Below are 20019 nucleotides of genomic sequence, written 5' to 3'. Positions count from 1 at the left end.
GGATATGTGTCGGGTCACCTGGTACCATACGGATATTTTTAACAGTAGTTCCCTGTTTAGCTGTAAAGCCTGCACCTTTAACCACCAGGTCTTTGATGATACTTACAGCGTCACCTTCTACCAGGATGGTACCATTGGCATCTCGTGTCGGTTCCTGCTTCTCATTTGCCAAACCTTCATCTGCCCACGCTCTTACATCATCTTCAAGGTAAAGCATATCAAGTTGATCCTGCGCACCCAGCTGTGTTAAAAGTCTAAATGCCATCACCTGTACTGCAGGTTCTGTACTCCACATACTGTCATGCAGACAGTTCCAGTGTTTTTCATTACTTGTTGGCTCTTCTATAGATGAGGCACAAGTACTACATATCGTTATAGTGTCGTCTTTTGGCGCTACTGTATACGCTGTTAATTCCTCTTCACTACCACATAATTCACATGCATTCATACTCATTGTTTTCCTTTAGACCTGTTAATTCATGATATTTTATCTAAATATTCATACATAAAGCGTATAGGTGATCGTAGAAGTTTTTAGAAGTATCTCTTGAGGAGTGCCATCCGCGATGATCTTTCCATGATCAAGAACCAATATACGGTCAGCAAGAGTATATGAGACATCCGCATCATGGCTTACCATGATAGTGGTTGTACCAAATGTTTTATGCAGTTTTAGTATCTCATCCTGTAATTTTGTTTTCATCGCGGGGTCGAGTGCAGAAAGAGGCTCATCCATCAATAAAAGCTTAGGTTTATTCATCATCGCACGGCAAAGACTGACTCTTTGTTTTTGACCGCCACTGAGACCTTTTACATTACGGTTTGCCAGTCTGTTGAGTTCAGTCATTTGAAGAAGTTTTTTAGCCAGTACTTTGTCGTCATTGACATACAGAAGATTCTCTTCTACACTCATGTTCTCAAACAGTGCATAGTCTTGAAATACAAACCCTATCTCCCTTTGTTGTGGCGGAAGCATTTTTTGTTTCTTTAACCAAAATACATCATCAACATTTATCTCCCCTTCTGCTTTTTCCAATCCTGCCAACACTCTAAGCAGTGTTGTTTTACCCGAACCGCTCTCACCCATCAGTGCAACAAACTCGCCTTTTTGTATATCTAACTTTACATCAAGATTCATGTCACCCTGACTGCCATGCAGTTTTTTATGTATATCAATCTGTATCATTAAAGTACACCTATTTTACGCTGACTATGGTTAAAAATATACACCGACAAGAGCACAACAAAACTCATCAAAACCATCAAAGCACTGTAGATATGTGCCTTACCATACTCCATTACCTCAACCATCTCATAGATAGCTACAGAAGCCACTTTTGTCTCACCGGGGATACTCCCCCCTACCATGAGCACCACACCAAACTCACCGACAGTATGTGCAAACGTAATGATCAACGCTGTGATCAGTGAAGGTTTGATATTTGGCAATCCGATCTTTAGAACTGTTTGAAGCTTACTCTTGCCTGCAAGATATGATGCTTCCAACATATGTTTGTTCAAAGATTCAAATCCACTTTGCAAAGGCTGTACCATGAAAGGCAGTGAGTAAAAACAACTTGCTACTACTAAACCTGTAAAAGAAAAAACCAATTTGACACCAAAAAGATCTTCAAAAAATCCACCTACTGCGGAGTTTGGAGACAACACAACCAAAATATAAAAACCCAAAACAGAAGGAGGAAGTACAATAGGCAGTGCTGTCACAGCTTCTAAAATTGGTTTGGTTTTTGAATTGGTTTGAGAGAGATACCATGCCAAAGGCAAAGAAAGTACAAACAGGATCAGTGTTGTTAGTCCTGCCAGTTTGAACGAAAGTATAAAAGGGGCAAAGTCCAATGAGGCAAAGTCAAAGATTTCCATGATCTACTCCACCTTATATCCGAAATTTTTCAATATTTCTTTGGCTTTCTTGCTCAGTATGAAATCGTAAAAAGCTTTCACTTCAGGGTTTCCCTCACCTTTTTTCAGTATCACCATTCCCTGACTTATGGGTGTATAGAGCGTTTCATTTACATCACTCCAGTGAATATTCTCTTTATACTCTGACATTTGAGGACTTAAGAGTGAAGATTTTGCTACAAGCCCTATATCTGCAGCTGTCGCTGCATAGGTCACCGTCTGAGAAATAGACTCACCGTACACAAATTTCTCTTTTAACTCTTCATACAGACCTGCATTTGTCAAAGCCTCTGCCGCAGCGATACCATAAGGTGCGGTTTGAGGGTTTGCGATGGCTATCTTTTTGATCTCTTTGGATTCCAGTATGTTCATCCCTACAGTATAATTCTGATCTTTTACAGACAGAAATGCCAATGCCCCCTGCGCATATACCACAGGTTCTGTAACTGCGATCTTCTCACTGTAAAGTGCTTCAGGATATTTCATATCGGCTGACATGAAAAGTCCATAAGGTGCATCGTGCTTTATCTGTGCCGTCAGTTTTCCTGAACTTCCAAGGATGACTTGTACCTGTGTCTGTGGATATGCTACATTAAATTCTTTTTTCAACGCTTCTATAGCATAACTCACATTCGCAGCTACAGCGATAGTGATCTCTCCTGCACTTACACTTACCAAACTCAGTAAAAGTAGTAAAACTGTTTTTTTCATACTTTTCATCTTCTAAAACAAATAATTGAGTTCAATACGCAGTTCATCATAAGACGGGTCTTTCTTAAGTGTACCATTGGCCGCGATGGTATCATCATCTCCGTCAACATGTGCATATCTTGTCTTCACATATAAAGGGCTCTCTCCAAGCCCCTTAAACAGATCAATAGTAAAGACATTTGAATCTGCCTGTACCCCTATTTTCTCATCATCAAAATCCTGTACTACAAAACGTGATATGATCTTAAACTCCTCGATCATTTCAAATTCATAATCAAGTTGTACCATATAACTGTCTGTGTTTGCATACCAGTTATACTGTCCCATTGCACGCGTAAAACCTGCCGTAGGAAAACCTCTCCATGGTGCCACTATGTCACCTTTATCTTCTACTTTTGTGTAGCCAAATCTCAATTTAAATGCATCTTCGACGACATCGACCCTGGCACCGAAAAGTGATGTATCCAAACTATCTGGATCACTGTAGCCATCTGTCAGTGTTTTAAGGTTTGCACCCCCTATCGCACCTGCACCATCATCAAACTGTTTCATATATCTCAGTCCTGGTATGATAGATAAACCCCCTAGATAAAACCTGTAGTCAGTCTGGATCATTGCTGAAGAGACCAGATCAGGTGCAGCTGTATAATTCATGGTCAGTGTCAGGTTTTCAATGCTTTCATTTTTCATCTCTGCAATGATCAGATGATCGTCTATACCTCTGGCCTCAAGTTCAGATAGTTTTAGACCCGCATGCATAGCAGAATCATCATTTTCACTATATATTGTATAAGGATCATTTGGGTCATCCCCTACTGCCAAGAGATGATGGAAATCAGAGTGGTCTCTTAACTTCTGTCTTGTGAGGTATGCCATTTTGAGTGATGTTTCCGGCAGATCTTTACTATGCAGGGTAAGCCCTTCAAAGGCATTGGGTATCATTTTTGTATCATTGCTCTTCGTTAAAAAACTCTCAAATAGCTGTCGACCGAACTTTACAGAGGTCTCTTTATATTTATATTTTACATAGGCTTGTGTTAAAGAAGTGATATACCCAGCGTCATCAGTCAGTAAGTCATATCGACTTAGTACCCCTTTACCTGCTTTATAAAGATATGCTTCATCATCATCCAAACTTCCGATACTTTGACTCATATATACACCTGCACCTACACTAAAACCATTCAACATGGCACTTTTATAGATCATACTTCCGCCTATAGCTGCAACAGTATGGTTCTCTCTTAACTTAATACCTTTATCATTTTCTATTTCATCTTTCCATCTAAGGCCAAAACTGTTAAAACGTATCCGACCGTAAAATATGCCTTGCGAAAACATTTCAGTGATGTCTTTAGCCTCTCCTGGTACTTCATCATACAGATGCAGCATATTACATTTTAAACTGTGTTTTTGAGAATCTTCCGTCCCATATACTGCGCTTATCAAAGCTATCAAAATCCATACCAGTTTAACTTGTTTCACTCTTTATTTCCCTATCATAATATCATTGGCGTTTATTATAGCCTTGACCGAACTTCCCTCATTGAGTTCCATCTTTTCTAAAATCTCTATAGGCATCACAGATACAATCGTGTCATGATTTCCTATATCTACCAGTACTTTAACATTTTCAACATCTTTTTCTATCTTGGTCACGATGCCTTCTACTACATTCTCTTTACTCTTTACATCCCTCATACCAGACAATAACACCGCAGTGGATTTAAATATCGCTATGACGGTTTGTTTCTCTTCAATATGCAAATTTTCTACAGCCTCTTTGGTAATAACAGAAATCAGTTCTTGTCCACATTTCAACTTCAAGCGTATCTTTGCATTTACATTTTCACACTTTACCGAGACTACCTTAGCCTGTATCTGATTTCGTGCAGAGATCTGCATAGAAAGTCTACCGATGGTCTTAAATGCCCCACTTTCTATATCTGTCAAATCTGACAACCTTGCTAAAAAACGTGTATGTTCTTCTTTGAGTACCGCATAGTTTTCTAAAAGTTGTTTGCCATAGGCTGTAATGGTCGTACCCCCACCATCTTTCCCGCCTGTCTCTCTAGAAACGATAGGTTCTGGCGAAAGAGAGTTCATAGTATCGACTGCTTCCCAGGCACTTTTGTAACTCATGGGTACAGCTTTTGCCGCTTTGGAGATAGAACCATGCTCTTCTATGGCATGAAGCAGCTCTATACGCTTCTCCAGTAAAAAAGGTTTACCTAACATTTCCAAAGTAAGTTTTGAGGTGAGTTCCATCCCTTCCCTTATATACTAAGATATATAACGAAAATTATAGCGTTATATATCTTAGTATATAATGAGATGACAGAGATAATAAAGATCTAGATTATTTACGTATGAGTTTTGTCCTGTTCCAACAAATAAAGAGGGAACAGAACAAATGAAATGATAGTTGCTGAGCAGCTTTTACTCGTTTTCTTTACTGTGTCCTACAGCTGCACCCAGACCAGCACCTACGGCTGTCCCTATTAATGTTGCCTTTGTGCTACCACCAATAATTTGTCCTGCAACTGCTCCTCCCGCTGCTCCAAGGAGAGCTGCATCACCCGTTTTACTACCAGTCACATCACCAAGTTTCGTTGATTGACACCCTGACATCAATGCTACAGTTGCACCTGCAACCAACATATTTCTAATTTTTAACATTTTCATAATTTTCTCCTTTTTTATAGATATTCATATCATAACACAAATAGTTTAAAGATATAAATATTTTTACTTTTTTCAAATACTTATCGATTTAACCAATAAATAAGACTAGGGATATTTTCAATACCCAAATAAATATAATCGTCATTACCTGTATCTCCACCCCTGTGTACATAGGTCAGTCTCAATATATCCATAAGATCCACATAGGCATTGACTCCATAAGCAGTATTTTCTTTATAGAATTTCCCTTTCATATCTCCAAAGAAGCTTGCTCCTGCACCAAAATTAATGACATTACTATATGCTTTAAATGCATCTACATCTAAACGTACAAAATCGTTTATATCGTCACTGTTGATATAAGAGGCTTTTGCTTCGAAACCGTTGACTATATCTCTATTCGCAGTATAATAACGGGCCGTATATCCAAAGCTTAGTCCCCCATTTTTTATATCTGCAGCTATCGCTCCGGGTAAAAGTCTCAGTGCTGTTCGCATTCCCTCTTTTCCTTCATCTTCAGGTACATTTAACGGTAAAAATTCAAAACCGTTTTTCTCTTTCAGCAAGTCACTTCCCGCCCAAGCAGAAACACTTGTAGCTGTAGCAAAAGCACCTGGTTCTCCAGCCTGATCCCGTTCATTTTCCAGTGTAGTGATACGCTCCACAATAACTCTCAAAGGTCTTCTGTACATGTTATCGATATCTGACTTTGCATAAGCAATAAAAGAATTTTTGGATTCTTCCAGATACTTCATATCCAATTTTGTGAGGAATGTCTTAAATTCTGCACCATCGTAACGTTTTTTATCAGCTTTTTTCAGATCAAATGCATTATAAATTGCAGAAAATCTATCCATTGTTTTTGGTTTAATATGATGAAATTCAGTATTTAGAAATAGATTATATGCCGCTAAAGCTTCAGAGTTTTCATCTAAGCCCAATGACGTTTTCAGATAATCCATAATTTCTATTTGAGACAGATGCCCATATCTCTCTGGAAAATGTCTTATAAATGCAGCTGCAAGATGGTAGATCGCATCATACACACCGACATAATAGTCATAAACACGGAAGTTTATATCTAAAAATGCACCAAAATGTGCCAAGTATTTCCCGGTAATAGGATGGTAGCGAGAGGAGAGTACCAGTCTCTTGTTTGAATTACCTCTAAAATTCTTATTGATAGCATCATAGAGTTTCATCGATTGCATGATATCAAAACTGCTAAAGACTGGGCCGATGTTCGTAGTGATGAAACCAACAGGAATCTGTTCTTCTTCATCTTCTTTCGACCGAACAGCCTCTTTTCTAATGTTGCTCGGGTCCATAAAGAAAAAAGTTGAAGCATTTTTATTAAGGGAAATAGCTAAGTCTAGAGGTACATTATCGTATAACCCACCATCTACAAAATAATGTGAGTAATTTTTACCTTTATATCTATAATCCAATTTTATCTGTTGAAATGCTCCAGGAAAAGCACCTGAAGCAAGAAGGAGATTGATGACTTTTTTTCTATCTTTCTCTATACCGGGGATAGAGAGATAAAATGCTGTACTTGGCGGTAAGACTTTATTTTCAACGATTCCCTGTCCATTTTTTTCTCTAAAAGTCAGTGGTACAGAAAAATTCTGATTTTTCATCTTGATACCGCTGATTTCTTCAACAATAGGTGTGACTTTTGTAACTGCTACACCCAAAGGTACTTCACAATTCTTTTCAAATATAGGCTTTTTGAGATGTTCGATGATCTTATCACCTTTATTTCTTAAACCATCTTGTGTAAATAATGAACTTTTATTTTCAGGGTCACTACCATATATGGTAAGATCTTCTATACCAAGATTAACCCATGTTTCATAAAATAGATTGTCATCAACATGGTTCTTTAAAGGGACAGAGTCTTTTTGACACCAGTACATGGCAGAAAGTAAAGCATTGATGGAACCCGCTGATGCACCAGCTATAGAACTCAACTCAGGATCTACTAATGGACTTGATGCTTTGACCTTGGTCAGCATCTTGATCAATGCCCAGTTATACCCTGCTTCATACGCACCAAGGCTGACACCACCTGAAATGACCAGTGAGGCACTGACTTTTGTACGTTCTGTATTATTGTTTTCTGCATAGAGTGAATATGTAAGCATAGTGAAAATAAAGAGGTATTTTAAAAAGCGTTTCATAGGTGTTACCTTACTAGTGGAGTTTTAAAAAAAAGAGTATTATATATCTTATATCATAAACTCTATTAATTAAATTAAATCCATAAAATATTCCGTTTTTGGATAAAAAAATCAAAATATACCTATATAATCATAAATAAATTATGATACACTATTTGCATAGGCATAGTAAAAGGATAAGGGAGTAGTAAACATGTATAGAACAGGTTTTAGTAAAATTGCAATTGCTGCATTAGGCCTTACAGTAGGGCTTTGTGCAAATACTATAGAGGCTGGACAGTATCTGCAAGGGTTAAAATATTATGAGGCGGGAGAGTATGATAAAGCTTTCCCTCTTATATTAGAAGAGGCTACAGAAAAAGCTAATAAGGCAGCGCAGTACCGTTTGGCAGAAATGTATGAACAGGGAAGAGGTACAAAAGTTGATTATAAAAAGGCGTCAATTTGGTATAAAAAAGCAGCTTCTAAATACTCTTTTGTAGAGAAAAAGGAATTCGGCGGTAAGGCAGATGAGTCTTTCTCTTCTAGACTAAGTGAACAGTTTGGACAAGACAGTGCAAAAGCCGGAGCAGAATTTGCCCTGGCTAAGATGGATACAAGTACACCAGAGACAAAAGCAATGTTAACTTCACTCCTAGACGGTGATTTCTTTGGTCTTAAACCTTATGGTGTCAACTATATATTACCGCTTTCTTACTCTAAAGACAAACCACGTCGAGTTTCTTCACTATATCCTATGCAGGACCTCGCCGGTACTCCATATGCAGAGTATAATGAAAACACTGAAGTAGTATTTCAATTAAGCTTGAAAAAAGAGCTAAGTTTCAATCTGTTCGGGTGGGATGAATATATTACTGCGGCCTATACACAAAAAGTATGGTGGCAGCTTTATGATGAATCAGGCCCATTTAGAGAGACCAATTACCAGCCTGAGATTTTCATGACTATACCGACTTCACAAAGTCTAGATGATTCTATCGGACTTAAAGCCGTTAAATTAGGTTTCATACATGAGTCTAACGGACAAGAAGGATATCGTTCTAGATCTTGGAACCGTCTCTATGCGACAGGAATGTGGCAATGGGGTAACCTCTTCTTATCAACACGTGCATGGTACCGTATAACAGAAGATGCGAAATCAGATGCATATTATAATGGTGAAACACCTCCTGCTGGTGATCCTAACCTTATACAGGCAGAGAGTGATGGGGATGATAATCCTGATATTCACAACTATCTTGGATATGGGGATATCAAGCTTAACTATCTCTATAATAAACATCAGTTTGGGCTAATGGTGAGAAACAACTTACGTTTTGACAGTGACAACAGAGGTGCTGTAGAATTTACATATTCATACCCACTGTTTGATTCACCTAATACCAACTGGTATTTTAAAGCCTTTAACGGATATGGCGAGAGTTTGATCGATTATAATGTAGACGTTACTAAAGTATCATTTGGTTTCTCTTTCTCTAACGGGCTTTTCTAGTAGCCTTCTTACCTTATCTTCTAGCGGATAATATCTATCTGCTTTGAAGCATGAGGTAAACTTCTTCATAAATTTTTCTAAACCATTATCACATGTTCGCCACCTATTATATTGGATCTTTACAGCAATATCCATATGTATTTGAAAATATCAAGCGTGAGGAAGAGTGAACTGCATGATAAGATTTGATTTGTATACTATTAAGGAGTATTTTAAGAAAAAAGGTGAAAAAAGTGTAGTAATAATTGAACCCTGAGGCATACTCAGAGTCCAACATATTTATATGGTTTTAGAAGTGGAATTTAGCACCAATTACCGGTCCGCTCATACTTATGTCATCAAGCTTATCACCACCTGTATCGCTGTTATCAAAGTCCCACTCCATATAAAGATATTATAATTTCGCTACAAAAGATCACTATCACCCTATTCTTGGCATTATATTTTGTAAGCCCTACATTAAAAGCTTCAGACAATGAGCAACAACTCGTACTGGAACTCTACCCCCCCATGGTATTCAACTGAAGATTATACCGTACAGGGTAATATTGGTGTTCAAAAAGTCTTTGAAAGTGATGACTGGTGAGATATTATGTAAAGCCCTCAGTTTCCTATGGGCTTAATAATGATTTGGCTTTGCATGTTGGTTTAGGACTTTACTATACGAACTATAAAGAAGAAGATAATAATGTTGAGACCAGACCTTATCTAGGTATCAGTCATTTTTATACATTTACAGAAAAATGGAAGTTAAGTTCCTATTTAAGAGTTGAAGAGAGATTCAAGGATAACAAAACAGACTCTACACAACTGCGTTTACGTCTTCGTACACACTACACAATAAATCCGATTTCCAATGAAAATTCCTGGTATAAATTTACAGGGTTTAAAAGCTATTATCATGATGAAAACGATGCTGACTCTCAAGATACCTATGATCGTGAATCCCGTGTCACACTTAGTTTGGAACGAAGTTTAAGTAAAAAGGAAAAATTACGTTTTGAATTGGCGTGGAAATACCAGTCACCCCTTGGAGAGATATCATCATCCGATTCAAACACAGTTTATTTTAAAATACAATACTATCCGATGTGGGGAAAAAGATTGTCCAATACATTGAGGATAAAGATGTAGATCAGGCTATAGATCAGTAGAAATAGATCTTAAGCTCTCAAATAGCGGTAAGGAGATTAAACTCTATAACATCTACTACTTGATCCATTCAAATCTTGCCAAGAGGCCTGCTGTAGTCGTATATCCTACATCAGTGAATTTCAATTTTCCTTTGGCAGTATAGATAAATGTTGTGGGATATACCTCTATATTGAACTGTTTTGCCCAGGTTCCCTCTTTATCATTAATGACTTTAAAGCTTAGTTCATGCTCTTTCATATATGCTTTTATCTGTTCATCGCTGCCTGAGTTCACAGCAATGGTCAGCACATTATAGTCTTTGGAGACAAACTCTATATTGGAAGATTGTAATTTACATGTAGGACACCACTCTGCCCAAAAGTATATAAGTAAAGGTTTCCCCTCTTGCATCTTAAAGGTAGTTCCATCTAAGAGTTTTGCTTCTATGTGAGGGAGTTGCGTTGAAGAGAGTTCCGGCTTACGTATATAGCTCATAATGTTGCTCAATACAAATAAAAGTACCAATGCTATAACAATCTCTTTTACTATAGATCTTATATTCCAATTGTTGATCTTAATCATACTTTTAACCTTTTGAATATTTGCTCAAGTTGTCCTACATAACTGCCGCCATAAAGTGCAACATGGACCAAAACAGGATAAATCTGATAGAGTGGAACCTTGGTTTCATGGAAATCTTCACTTAAAGGATGTACTTCACTGTAGGCATTAAAAAATGTCTCTGAAAAAGTATCAAAAAGCAGAATAAATGCCAGTTCCATCTCTTTGTCACCATAGTAAATGGCAGGGTCTATCAGACAAGCCCCTTCACTCTCAAAAAGTACATTCCCGCTCCAGACATCACCATGGAGTAAAGAAGGATATATTTTACTCATATCGACACGCTTATATAAGTCTCTACACAATCCTTCTAACCTATCTACCATTTGCTTAGAGATCTTACCTTCATCATAACAGAGTCTTACCATAGGCATGATGCGCATTTGTCCGAGAAAAAGTGTCCAGTTGTATTGGGTTTGTTCATTATGCTGGGGAAAAGGACCGATGGTCGTGTCATAGTAGTAGCCATACATACGGCTTTCATTTGTCACAGAGTGCAGTCTGTGCAAAAGCTTTGCAGCTTCTATCTCTTGAGTATATTTAGCTTGTTTAACACTTTCTATAGCTTCAAGTACTAAAAATGATTCTTTGGCCATAATGACTTTCGGTACACGTATCTTTGCATCATACAGATCACCTAGCATCTTTGCTTCTATGCCCAGTTTGTCAGTCTGAGTAGAGGTCTTCACCACATAGCTTTGTCCCTCTACACTGGCTTTATAAATGTCACCTATCTGTCCGTGCTGAAAGAAGTCTAACGACTCTACTTTTTGACCTAAAGCTTCACTGAGTTTTGTTTGCACTTAAACGTCCAGGTCATCCCAAAATTCATCAAAGTCCAAGTTCGTCATGGCATTATCGTCATTGATGTTTTTTTCCATAAGCTTTTTTTGTTCACTATCGAAATATTGTTCAAGTGCTTCTTCAAGCATACTGTTGACGTCTTTTTTGAGCATTTCAGAAAAGAGATGCAAGTTTTCTACGGTGGTTTGTTTAAGTTCTAAATTTATATTTTGTTCCATGTTGTATTTTACAGTAAGAAGTCTGTTTTCTTCTTGTTCCCAATGGCAGAATATTTTGATATACTGACAATATAAAAATGATAGTTAAAAAGGGATAGTGTGACTGCAAAAGAATTGATCGAAGAAGCACAGAAAATACTTGGAGAATATGAACTAAGCAGTTCTGATTATTCTGCAGGATCAGTAGCTGCTGCACTTTTGACGACCAATGGGAATGTGTACACCGGTATTAACATCGATGTAGCTTGCGGCATTGGATTTTGTGCTGAGCACTCTGCCATCGCTGAAATGCTAAAAAATAGAGAAACACAGATCGAGATGATCGTTGCTGTAAGCTCAAACTCTATGAGACCACCTTGTGGACGATGTAGAGAATTAATATTTCAAGTCGACACGAAAAACATTAACACAAAAGTCTATCTCTCTACAGAAAAATACATCACATTGGATGAACTACTGCCTAACCGTTGGGAAGCCAGTAAAGCAAAGAAAAACTAGATACACTTGCATATGGAACTTACAGATAAAAATTATGAAACAATTATAAAAAACAACGAAAATCCGGTCTTTATAGACTTTTACTCACCCACATGTGGACCTTGTCAGATGCTCACTAAACTTATAGATGAGAGACTTGAAACATATGGTGAAGAAAATGGTGTCAAAGTAGTGAAATGTGACGTTTCAAAAAACCCTAAACTGGCATCTGCATTCAAGGTACGTTCTGTTCCTTTTACTATAGCCGTACTCAAAGATGAAAAACTCAAATACCCTGAATTGGGACTCAAGCACGAAACTTACTACTTTGAACTCATAGACAAACTGGCAGGCAAAGGATCCTTTTTGAGTCGCCTCTTTACTTAAACTTTTGGTAGTGGGACATGTTCTAAGAGAATATCTATGATCTCTTCAGCAGTTCTTTTATTCATAAGCGCATGTTCACTAATGACTAAACGATGATGAAATACATCATGAATGACAGCATGCACATCTACTACTGTCACTTCTTCTCTTCCAAACATCCATGCATTTGCCTGAGCACATTGGGTAAGTGCCAGAGTAGCTCTCGGGCTTACCCCAACATCGATCATGACTTCAAGTTGTTTACTATGTCGAAGCGGATAGCGTGTTGCAAAGACAAGCTCAATAATATAATGTCCTAATGCATCACTAAGTTTCACTTTGGCAACCTCACGGCGTGCAGCAAAGATCAGTTCTTGAGATATCTTTTCTTTAAGTTCACTCTGAGTAAATCTCTCCTCTTGTATCATTTTGATCATTTGAAATTCTGCATCCATCTTTGCATAATCGATCTTCACATGCATAAAAAAACGGTCTTTTTGTGCTTCAGATAAAGGAAATGTTCCCTCTTGTTCCAAAGGGTTTTGGGTTGCCATGACAATGAAAAGATCAGGAAGCTTATGTGTTTCTCCTGCTACAGTCACTTGTTTTTCTTCCATAGCTTCAAGCATGGCTGATTGAATCTTGGCTGGTGCACGGTTAATCTCATCTGCCAAAATGATATTTCCAAAGATTGGTCCTTGATGAAAATGAAATGTTTGTTTTCCATCCTCATCGTATAACAGTTGAGTACCTATTACATCCAAAGGAAGCAGATCCGGGGTAAATTGTATACGTGAAAATTTGCCATCGATCGCATCTGCCATCGCACGCACAGCCTTGGTCTTTGCAAGACCTGGTAAACCTTCTACAAGAATATTGCCATCAGCAAGTAAACCCATGATCAATCTTGAAACAACATGTTCTTGACCTAAAACCGATGCATTCATACTATCTTCTAATATTCCAATAGCTTCTCTAGGTGTCATCTTACCCCTTTTATTTCATCTAGATATTATGATACCCATAAATCACTTTATCATCTTACTTCCCGAACAGGTAGATCAGATCTGGATAAAAAATAATGATAAGCAATGCCGTAATTTGTAACACTATAAAAGGTATTACCCCTTTATAGATAGCTCCTGTACTTACTTTGTCACCTGCTGCACCTTTGAGGTAGAACAGAGCAAATCCAAACGGTGGCGTAAGGAACGATGCCTGCAGGTTCATGGCTATGAGGATAGCAAACCATACAGGGTCTATGCCAAAAGATGCGACGATCGGTACTAAAATGGGCACGACTACAAAGGCTATCTCGATGAAATCAATGAAAAAGCCCAGTAGAAAAATGACCAGCATGGCGATGAAGATGAACATCCATTTATCTTCCATATCTCCAGTGAAGAATTCCATTGCCATATCTCCACCACCCAGTTCATTAAAGACCAGTGAAAAAGCTGTTGCTCCGATGAGTATCATAAAGATCATTGCTGTGAGTTTGACTGTCTCGATAGCTGCGTAGCGTATCATCTCATAGGAGAAGGTTCTTTTACTCATAGCCAGTAATGCTGCTCCCAACACACCGATAGCAGCGGATTCTGAAGGTGATGCAATACCTGCAAAGATGGAACCCAGCACTACCACTATGAGCAGTAAAGGAGGGATGATCTCTTTGATCGCCTCTTTAAGTACATCTCCATAAGGTTCGTCTGAAACGATAGCCGGTGCGATCTCTTTATTCATATAGGAAATGACCAGGATATAAATAATATACAATATGATAAGCAACAGTCCCGGTACCACAGCCGCACGAAACAGATCACCCACAGACAAGTGCATCTGATCACCCAAAATGATAAGCACGATAGAAGGAGGGATCAGCTGACCAAGCGTACCGCTTGCAGCGATGGAACCCGACGCCAATGCAGACGAATAGTTATGTTTGAGCATCAAAGGAAGTGCGATGAGACTCATCATCACCACCGATGCCCCAACAATACCTGTACTAGCGGCAAGTATAGCCCCCACCAGTACTACGGAGATAGCCAAACCACCTCTTACAGATCCAAAGAGTTTACCCATAGAAAGTAATAAACTCTCTGCCATCTTGGACTTTTCAAGTATGAGTCCCATAAAAATGAAAAGCGGAACTGCCATAAGTGTAGCGTTACCCATGATACCATATGTTCTGTAAGGCAGCATCTCAAGGGTAGAAAGTCCTACGTCATTGTCAATAACAGCAAAAAGCAGTGCCACCCCTGCAAATACAAAAGCCACTTGAAAACCTGCCATGAGTAAAAACAGTGTCAAAGCAAACATCAGCAGTATAGGATCAACCCAATATGCCATGTCATAATGATTTGCTGTGTACACAAGTCCACCAAGTAGAGTCACTACACCCAGAATGCGCAGAAATGTTTTTTTACTTTCCAATCTCTGCAATGCTTTCATTATCTCAGAGAGAGCCTGTACGATGAGAAGAATGAAAGAGAGTACCAATACACCCCTAATGATATAACGATGCGTCAGTCCACCGGGATCACTGGAGATCTCATTTTGCAGATAACTCTGCATAAACATATCTATGGAATCAGACAAAAAGATCAAGGAAAAGGGGATGACCAAAAGAAGCATCGATAGTATCTGCACAATGGCTTTAGTCTCTTTAGAGTAACGCTCAAAAAATATGTCCACCCTTACATGTTTGTCATGTTTAAGGGCATACGTGAGCCCCAGTAAAAAAATAACATCAAAAAGATGCCACTCTACTTCCTGAAGTGCAATGGAACCTGCCGAAAAAAGGTAACGCATCACCGCATCGTAGGCTACTAAAAGAGAAAGAACTACAACCAAAAATGCTGCAATGATCCCTGCATATTTAGAGATATGATCTAAGTAGTAGGAAAATTGTACACTCATAAGCTATATGTCTCTTTTAAATATATTTTGTTAATTTTATCTTTTTTGTGATGAGGGGTTGCTTGCTTTGACATAGCTCTCTTCTTCACTCTCTAAAGTAAAATATATCTAATAAATTATGATACAATTTGTAGAAAAGGAATTTTATGTTACAAGCAAATATGAAGAGTGTGATTAAGTACGCGATTGAACTTGACATCGATTACATTGAGAGTTTCTTAGGATATGAAGGTGATAAAGTTCTGGAAATCACTACCAAAAGCAAAGATGTAGTTGAGCTTATAGAATCATATGCAAAAAATCTGGACTTAGATTGTAAATATGAATATGAAATATCAGGAAAACATGGTCCTTGTTATAATATATTTATAGGGGTTGAAGACCCTTCTGTTTTTAAATTAAAAAAGTAATATAGTATGTCTTACTCAGGGAGATAAATGAAAGAGATAGAAAGAAAGTACCTGCTTAAAGACTCCATCATTTCTCTTATCCATGGACATAGTCTGAAAAAACATAAGATCACTCAATTTTATACAACTATTACACCCAATAAAAGCGTACGCTATAGACAAATGGACGATCGTTATTTTAAAACCGTCAAACGTGGTACAGGTGCTTCAAGAGATGAAGAAGAAGTGGAGATATCTGAAAAGAAGTTCCATAAAAAGCTTGAAGATCGCATTAAAGAGCCTGTACGAAAAAACCGATATATGTTTGTTTACGAAGGTAAAGAGTACTCCATAGATGTGTTTAAAAAAGATCTAAAAGGTCTCTACATACTTGAAATTGAATTTCCGAGTATGAAAGCATTTAAAGAGTTTAAACTCCCTTCTATACTCAAAGCACATGTTATCAAAGATGTCAGCTTTGATGAAGCCTTCAAAAATAAAAGTATGGTTTTACATGGCAGCCCACAAACAGCTTATAACCTGGCTAGCATCTTCAAAGAACTTGAAAGAAAAAATATCCATGAGCTTGATGCTTATTTCATTCCCAATCTTTCATCTATGGATGCACTTCGAGTCATCTTGTATAAATTTTCTTTGTCTATACTCTCTTACAAAGAACGTATTCTCATTTATGATGATACAGAAGACCTTCACCAATTTAGGATCAACATCAGAAAATCCAGAACTTTTTTAAAAGAGTTTGATTTCCTATTTCCTAAAAAGCATCACAACTATTTCTATAAAAACCTGGAAAAATTTGCAACACAAACGAACCAAAAACGTGATCTTGATGTCATCAAAGAACGTTTACTTCAACTGGATGAAGAACATAACAAGATTCAAAAGGACATCAAAAAACAACGGGGACATGAAGAGCAACATATACATGAGATGTTAAAAAGTAAAACATTTGAAGATTTCTTTCTGGCTTATCAAAAGGCATTAAAAAAAGATACTCTTCTTACTTCTGAAAACAACCAAGACACCATTGAATATACAGCCAAAGAGGTCATCAAAGAACTGCACTTTAAGATCGTCAAAAAAATAGATGCTTTGGAAAAAGATTTTGATAACAAAAAACTCCATAAGATCAGAATTTCATTTAAAAAACTTCGTTATCTGTTAGAAGAATTTCAACACATCTTTGGCGAAGAAAAGATCGAAGAAATGATACAAAAAGGTAAAAAATTACAGACTTTGCTTGGAGACTTCAACGATACGGTCAATCAAACAAAACTGCTACATAACTATTTTGAATCGAATACCAAGAACATCTCTGAAGGAAAAGAACTGGAACATAAACTCTTAGACAAAACCTCAAAGAGCCAAAAAAAGTTACTGAGTAAAGCCATAAAACAACTACATAAATTCAAAGAACAGGCCTTCAAACTTTAAATTGGAACCTTTATTTCCAGTACGTATCCAAACGAACATTCCAACCCTTTCTCCAGCGCTCTTCTCCACGTGCAGGAGGAGAGTTTTTGATACGTCTGCTTAACATCGCTTTAGCCGATTCGGCAAAGGCTTTTAATTGATTTACTTCTTTTGGATCCATATGTTCGAGTACTTGTAAAAGTCCCCAACCTTGGCCATTGTAACGTTCGCTTTTGAGTGTGCCCTCACCTTTGAAGTTAGTATAATCCAAAAGCACATAGAGCCCTCTTTCGTTGACAGAACCATCTTTATTGTGCATGACTTCATAAAAACGTTTTTTGATGAGTTTCTGTTTTTCAGGCTCATCTATGGTCTCAAGCATTTGTGGCAAAGCAGCACTTAAACGCTGTGCCATGAACTCTGCCTGTTCAGGCATAGTAGATTTAAGAAAAGTAAATAACTCTGTGTATTTTTTACTTTTAGCTTTCTTTGCAGCATAAAATTCTGCTTTAGTATTCCATGGTAGTGGTGTTTTGGAGTTGAGCCAACTTGGCATCTTTACACCCTTTTCTTCCATAGAAGCAAGTACCATAGGAAAAACTTCTCTAAAACGTTCTGTATGCCCTTTAGAGAACCATATAAAATGCCCTATACCTACAGAAGCAAAGTCTTCACCATCATTCCAGTGTACCAGATACTTGTCAAGACCTGCACCTTCATTCTGCCACACTTTTTGGGCTATGAAGTTGGCCTGTTTGTCCGTAAGTTTAATTTCTGTAGCAAAAAGTGCCATCACCGATAAAATAAAAAATAAAATAAATCTCATACATACCCCGTTAATCATTTAAATGTACAATTTTTATTATACTATATAATATGAGGAATTTTACATGCTTACTAAAAAAACGCTTAGCCTAGCTATGTTCGTATCATTATGTACCACAAATCTATCCGCACAAACGAAAAGTGTAGACCTTGATGATCTTCATGGAAACTGGCATTTGCGTACTGTCGATGGAAAAGATGTACGAAAAGCCAGAGCCATCTTAGACTTTGATGCAAAAAATATGAGGTTAAATGGATTTGACGGATGTAATCGTGTGTCAAGCGAATTAAAAACAAATAATGAAACCCTTATCTCCACAAAACTGGCAACCACAAAAATGGGTTGTAGACAGTCTATACACAGCTACGTGAGAACAAGGCTGCATAAAACGATGAAAGAAGGATTTACTGTCACTGAAGCTACTAAGAATGGTGTAGACGGTATAGTCGTCAAGAGTTCAAAGCATGAACTCTTTTTTAAATGGATGAGTAGTTAAACCTCATTAAACGAAACTTGGAGCATCATTTGCAAAGAGTATCAGATCTCCGGGGCGTGTTTGTTCTACAAGCATCGCTTCCATTTCACTTTTAGTGGCAAGCTTCACTAACTTATCAGCATCCACATGATCTTTAAAGATAGCATAGTTCAAATCTCCTGTCACAACCACCACATCAAAGACCTCATTCGCTCTTTGTGCAACTTGAATATTTAACGCATCATCTACTTCAACCAATCCTGGAGTAATGACCACTTTACGTCCTTTATAGGTACTTGCCAAGTCAAATGAAGCCATTGTTCCGTCGATATTTCCATTGAAGCTGTCATCCAGTATCACTTTCCCACCGGCATCGATACGCTGCAGTCTATGATCCACTGCTTTAAGCGTAGAAAGTCCCTCTTGTATCTGCTCATCAGTGAGTCCAAGCTCTTTAGCCACAAGTACCGCTGCGGCTAAATTCATAGCATTAAATGCACCTAAGATACTTGCAGAATATGCTACACCATCAAGTGTAAAGCTTGTACTGTCCAGTGTCGCTTCGATATTTTCTATGACATGCTCTGGAGCAGCCTCTTTGGTACGTATGTCCAAATTCTCTTTACTTCCGAAAGTATGCACATTTGACTCAGGTTTAACTCTGGCACTTGCATGTATCCACGCCTCTTTGAGTCTCTCTGTTTTGAGTATCTCCATCTTTGTGTTACGGATGTTCTCCATGGTCTTAAAGTACTCTATATGTGCAGGGCCTATTTTGCCGACAACAACATAATGAGGGTTTACAAAAGTACTGATCTCAGCAATGTCACCCTCACCTCTGGCACCCATCTCAACGACATAGACTTCAGTATCTTCAGGCAAGTCATCATTGACATCCTTCATCACGCCGCCAAGTGTGTTGACAGAACGCGGTGTAGCGTAGGTTTTGTATTTGGCTTTGAGTAAATGTTCTATATAGTTTTTAATACTTGTCTTTCCGTAACTAGCCGTGATACCCACGACAGTGAGGTTCTCCATTTCTTCTATCTTCTTTTGAGCTTTGACTTTAAACCCGTTAAAGAGCATCTTCTCGATGAACATGGAAACAAAATAGGCTAAAAAGAGTGGCAACACTACGGCAAAATGCTTAAATACTACAGCAATGAAAAGAGCAAAAAGAATCAGCGCAGTAAAGAAACGTTTGACCCTTCCTGTAAACACCAAAGGTTTATCAAGTCCTCTATACCACTGGAACAGCAAGGCAAGATAAGCGATAACAACTACAAAACCATACTCACTCATACCATCTACAAAAGCATAAAGTGCAAACGGTACCAGGAAGTATACAAAGTGCCACCATGTTTT

General features: G+C 37.9%; 22 protein-coding genes. 7 read left to right on the top strand and 15 right to left on the bottom strand.

The window, feature by feature from the left end; all coding sequences use genetic code 11:
* The 8 genes from ABYK33_RS06480 to ABYK33_RS06445 all read right to left on the bottom strand — a co-directional run.
* Window positions 1–454: PhnA domain-containing protein (locus ABYK33_RS06480; RefSeq protein ID WP_373032229.1), on the bottom strand; the 454-nt coding region annotated here is incomplete at its 3' end.
* Window positions 455–499: 45 nt separating this feature from the next.
* A complete protein-coding gene (locus tag ABYK33_RS06475; protein WP_373032228.1) occupies window positions 500–1186 on the bottom strand; it encodes an ABC transporter ATP-binding protein in 687 nt (228 codons plus the stop codon).
* On the bottom strand, window positions 1186–1881 hold the full coding sequence (gene modB, locus ABYK33_RS06470) for a molybdate ABC transporter permease subunit (protein WP_373032227.1): 696 nt from the start codon (window positions 1879–1881) through the stop codon (window positions 1186–1188). Before modB ends, ABYK33_RS06475 begins: the two co-directional genes overlap by 1 nt.
* Before the next feature lie 3 nt (window positions 1882–1884).
* Window positions 1885–2631 (bottom strand): molybdate ABC transporter substrate-binding protein, encoded by a 747-nt coding sequence (gene modA / locus ABYK33_RS06465; protein WP_373032226.1) that lies wholly within the window; start codon window positions 2629–2631, stop codon window positions 1885–1887.
* 12 nt (window positions 2632–2643) lie between these two features.
* Window positions 2644–4116 (bottom strand): OprD family outer membrane porin, encoded by a 1473-nt coding sequence (locus ABYK33_RS06460; RefSeq protein WP_373032225.1) that lies wholly within the window; start codon window positions 4114–4116, stop codon window positions 2644–2646.
* Window positions 4117–4119: 3 nt separating this feature from the next.
* Window positions 4120–4899 (bottom strand): TOBE domain-containing protein, encoded by a 780-nt coding sequence (locus ABYK33_RS06455; RefSeq protein ID WP_373032224.1) that lies wholly within the window; start codon window positions 4897–4899, stop codon window positions 4120–4122.
* Window positions 4900–5070: 171 nt separating this feature from the next.
* Window positions 5071–5316 carry a glycine zipper domain-containing protein gene (locus ABYK33_RS06450; RefSeq protein ID WP_373032223.1) on the bottom strand — a complete coding sequence of 82 codons (246 nt, stop codon included), beginning with the start codon at window positions 5314–5316 and terminating at the stop codon, window positions 5071–5073.
* An 80-nt stretch (window positions 5317–5396) separates the two neighbouring features.
* Complete coding sequence (locus ABYK33_RS06445) at window positions 5397–7499, bottom strand: patatin-like phospholipase family protein (RefSeq protein WP_373032222.1); 2103 nt, start codon at window positions 7497–7499, stop codon at window positions 5397–5399.
* A gap of 193 nt (window positions 7500–7692) precedes the next feature.
* Here ABYK33_RS06445 and ABYK33_RS06440 point away from each other — a divergent pair, with 193 nt between their 5' ends.
* Window positions 7693–8991, top strand: coding sequence for a phospholipase A (locus ABYK33_RS06440; protein ID WP_373032221.1), 1299 nt, complete (start codon window positions 7693–7695; stop codon window positions 8989–8991).
* Window positions 8992–9573: 582 nt separating this feature from the next.
* Window positions 9574–10125, top strand: coding sequence for a DUF2490 domain-containing protein (locus ABYK33_RS06435; protein ID WP_373032220.1), 552 nt, complete (start codon window positions 9574–9576; stop codon window positions 10123–10125).
* Window positions 10126–10200: 75 nt separating this feature from the next.
* On the opposite strand, the gene ABYK33_RS06430 is transcribed toward ABYK33_RS06435, so the two are convergent.
* The 3 genes from ABYK33_RS06430 to ABYK33_RS06420 are packed head-to-tail and all read right to left on the bottom strand — an operon-like array spanning window position 10201 to window position 11768.
* Window positions 10201–10707 (bottom strand): protein disulfide oxidoreductase, encoded by a 507-nt coding sequence (locus ABYK33_RS06430; protein WP_373032219.1) that lies wholly within the window; start codon window positions 10705–10707, stop codon window positions 10201–10203.
* Window positions 10704–11549, bottom strand: coding sequence for a fructosamine kinase family protein (locus tag ABYK33_RS06425; protein ID WP_373032218.1), 846 nt, complete (start codon window positions 11547–11549; stop codon window positions 10704–10706). Before ABYK33_RS06425 ends, ABYK33_RS06430 begins: the two co-directional genes overlap by 4 nt.
* Window positions 11550–11768 carry a hypothetical protein gene (locus ABYK33_RS06420; RefSeq protein WP_373032217.1) on the bottom strand — a complete coding sequence of 73 codons (219 nt, stop codon included), beginning with the start codon at window positions 11766–11768 and terminating at the stop codon, window positions 11550–11552. It abuts the gene before it with no gap.
* A 99-nt stretch (window positions 11769–11867) separates the two neighbouring features.
* Here ABYK33_RS06420 and ABYK33_RS06415 point away from each other — a divergent pair, with 99 nt between their 5' ends.
* The gene (locus ABYK33_RS06415; protein WP_373032216.1) at window positions 11868–12266 is read left to right on the top strand and encodes a cytidine deaminase; all 399 of its coding nucleotides are present in this window, start codon (window positions 11868–11870) and stop codon (window positions 12264–12266) included.
* A gap of 12 nt (window positions 12267–12278) precedes the next feature.
* A complete protein-coding gene (locus ABYK33_RS06410; RefSeq protein ID WP_373032215.1) occupies window positions 12279–12632 on the top strand; it encodes a thioredoxin family protein in 354 nt (117 codons plus the stop codon).
* Here the strand turns inward: ABYK33_RS06410 and ABYK33_RS06405 are convergent.
* Together ABYK33_RS06405 and ABYK33_RS06400 are read right to left on the bottom strand one after the other, a co-directional pair.
* Window positions 12629–13597: an AAA family ATPase gene (locus tag ABYK33_RS06405; RefSeq protein WP_373032214.1), complete on the bottom strand. Its 969-nt coding sequence runs from the start codon at window positions 13595–13597 to the stop codon at window positions 12629–12631. The two genes, ABYK33_RS06410 and ABYK33_RS06405, sit on opposite strands and share 4 nt — an antisense overlap.
* 55 nt (window positions 13598–13652) lie before the next feature.
* A complete protein-coding gene (locus ABYK33_RS06400; protein WP_373032213.1) occupies window positions 13653–15530 on the bottom strand; it encodes a TRAP transporter large permease subunit in 1878 nt (625 codons plus the stop codon).
* A 146-nt stretch (window positions 15531–15676) separates the two neighbouring features.
* Between ABYK33_RS06400 and ABYK33_RS06395 the strand changes: the two genes are divergently transcribed.
* Window positions 15677–15940, top strand: coding sequence for a hypothetical protein (locus ABYK33_RS06395; protein ID WP_373032212.1), 264 nt, complete (start codon window positions 15677–15679; stop codon window positions 15938–15940).
* A gap of 27 nt (window positions 15941–15967) precedes the next feature.
* A complete protein-coding gene (locus ABYK33_RS06390; protein WP_373032211.1) occupies window positions 15968–17374 on the top strand; it encodes a CHAD domain-containing protein in 1407 nt (468 codons plus the stop codon).
* A gap of 10 nt (window positions 17375–17384) precedes the next feature.
* On the opposite strand, the gene ABYK33_RS06385 is transcribed toward ABYK33_RS06390, so the two are convergent.
* Window positions 17385–18179 (bottom strand): hypothetical protein, encoded by a 795-nt coding sequence (locus tag ABYK33_RS06385; protein ID WP_373032210.1) that lies wholly within the window; start codon window positions 18177–18179, stop codon window positions 17385–17387.
* A 64-nt stretch (window positions 18180–18243) separates the two neighbouring features.
* Here ABYK33_RS06385 and ABYK33_RS06380 point away from each other — a divergent pair, with 64 nt between their 5' ends.
* Entirely contained in the window at window positions 18244–18675 is a 432-nt protein-coding gene (locus tag ABYK33_RS06380) for an META domain-containing protein (protein WP_373032208.1), read from the top strand.
* 6 nt (window positions 18676–18681) lie between these two features.
* Here ABYK33_RS06380 and ABYK33_RS06375 read toward each other — a convergent pair.
* The coding region (locus tag ABYK33_RS06375) for a Mur ligase family protein (protein WP_373032207.1) at window positions 18682–20019 on the bottom strand (1338 nt) is incomplete at its 5' end.

Source organism: Sulfurovum sp. (genome assembly GCF_041562805.1).
Classification (GTDB): domain Bacteria; phylum Campylobacterota; class Campylobacteria; order Campylobacterales; family Sulfurovaceae; genus Sulfurovum.
The sequence above is the reverse complement of the archived record's forward strand: the minus strand, read 5'-3'. Positions and strand labels throughout refer to the sequence as shown.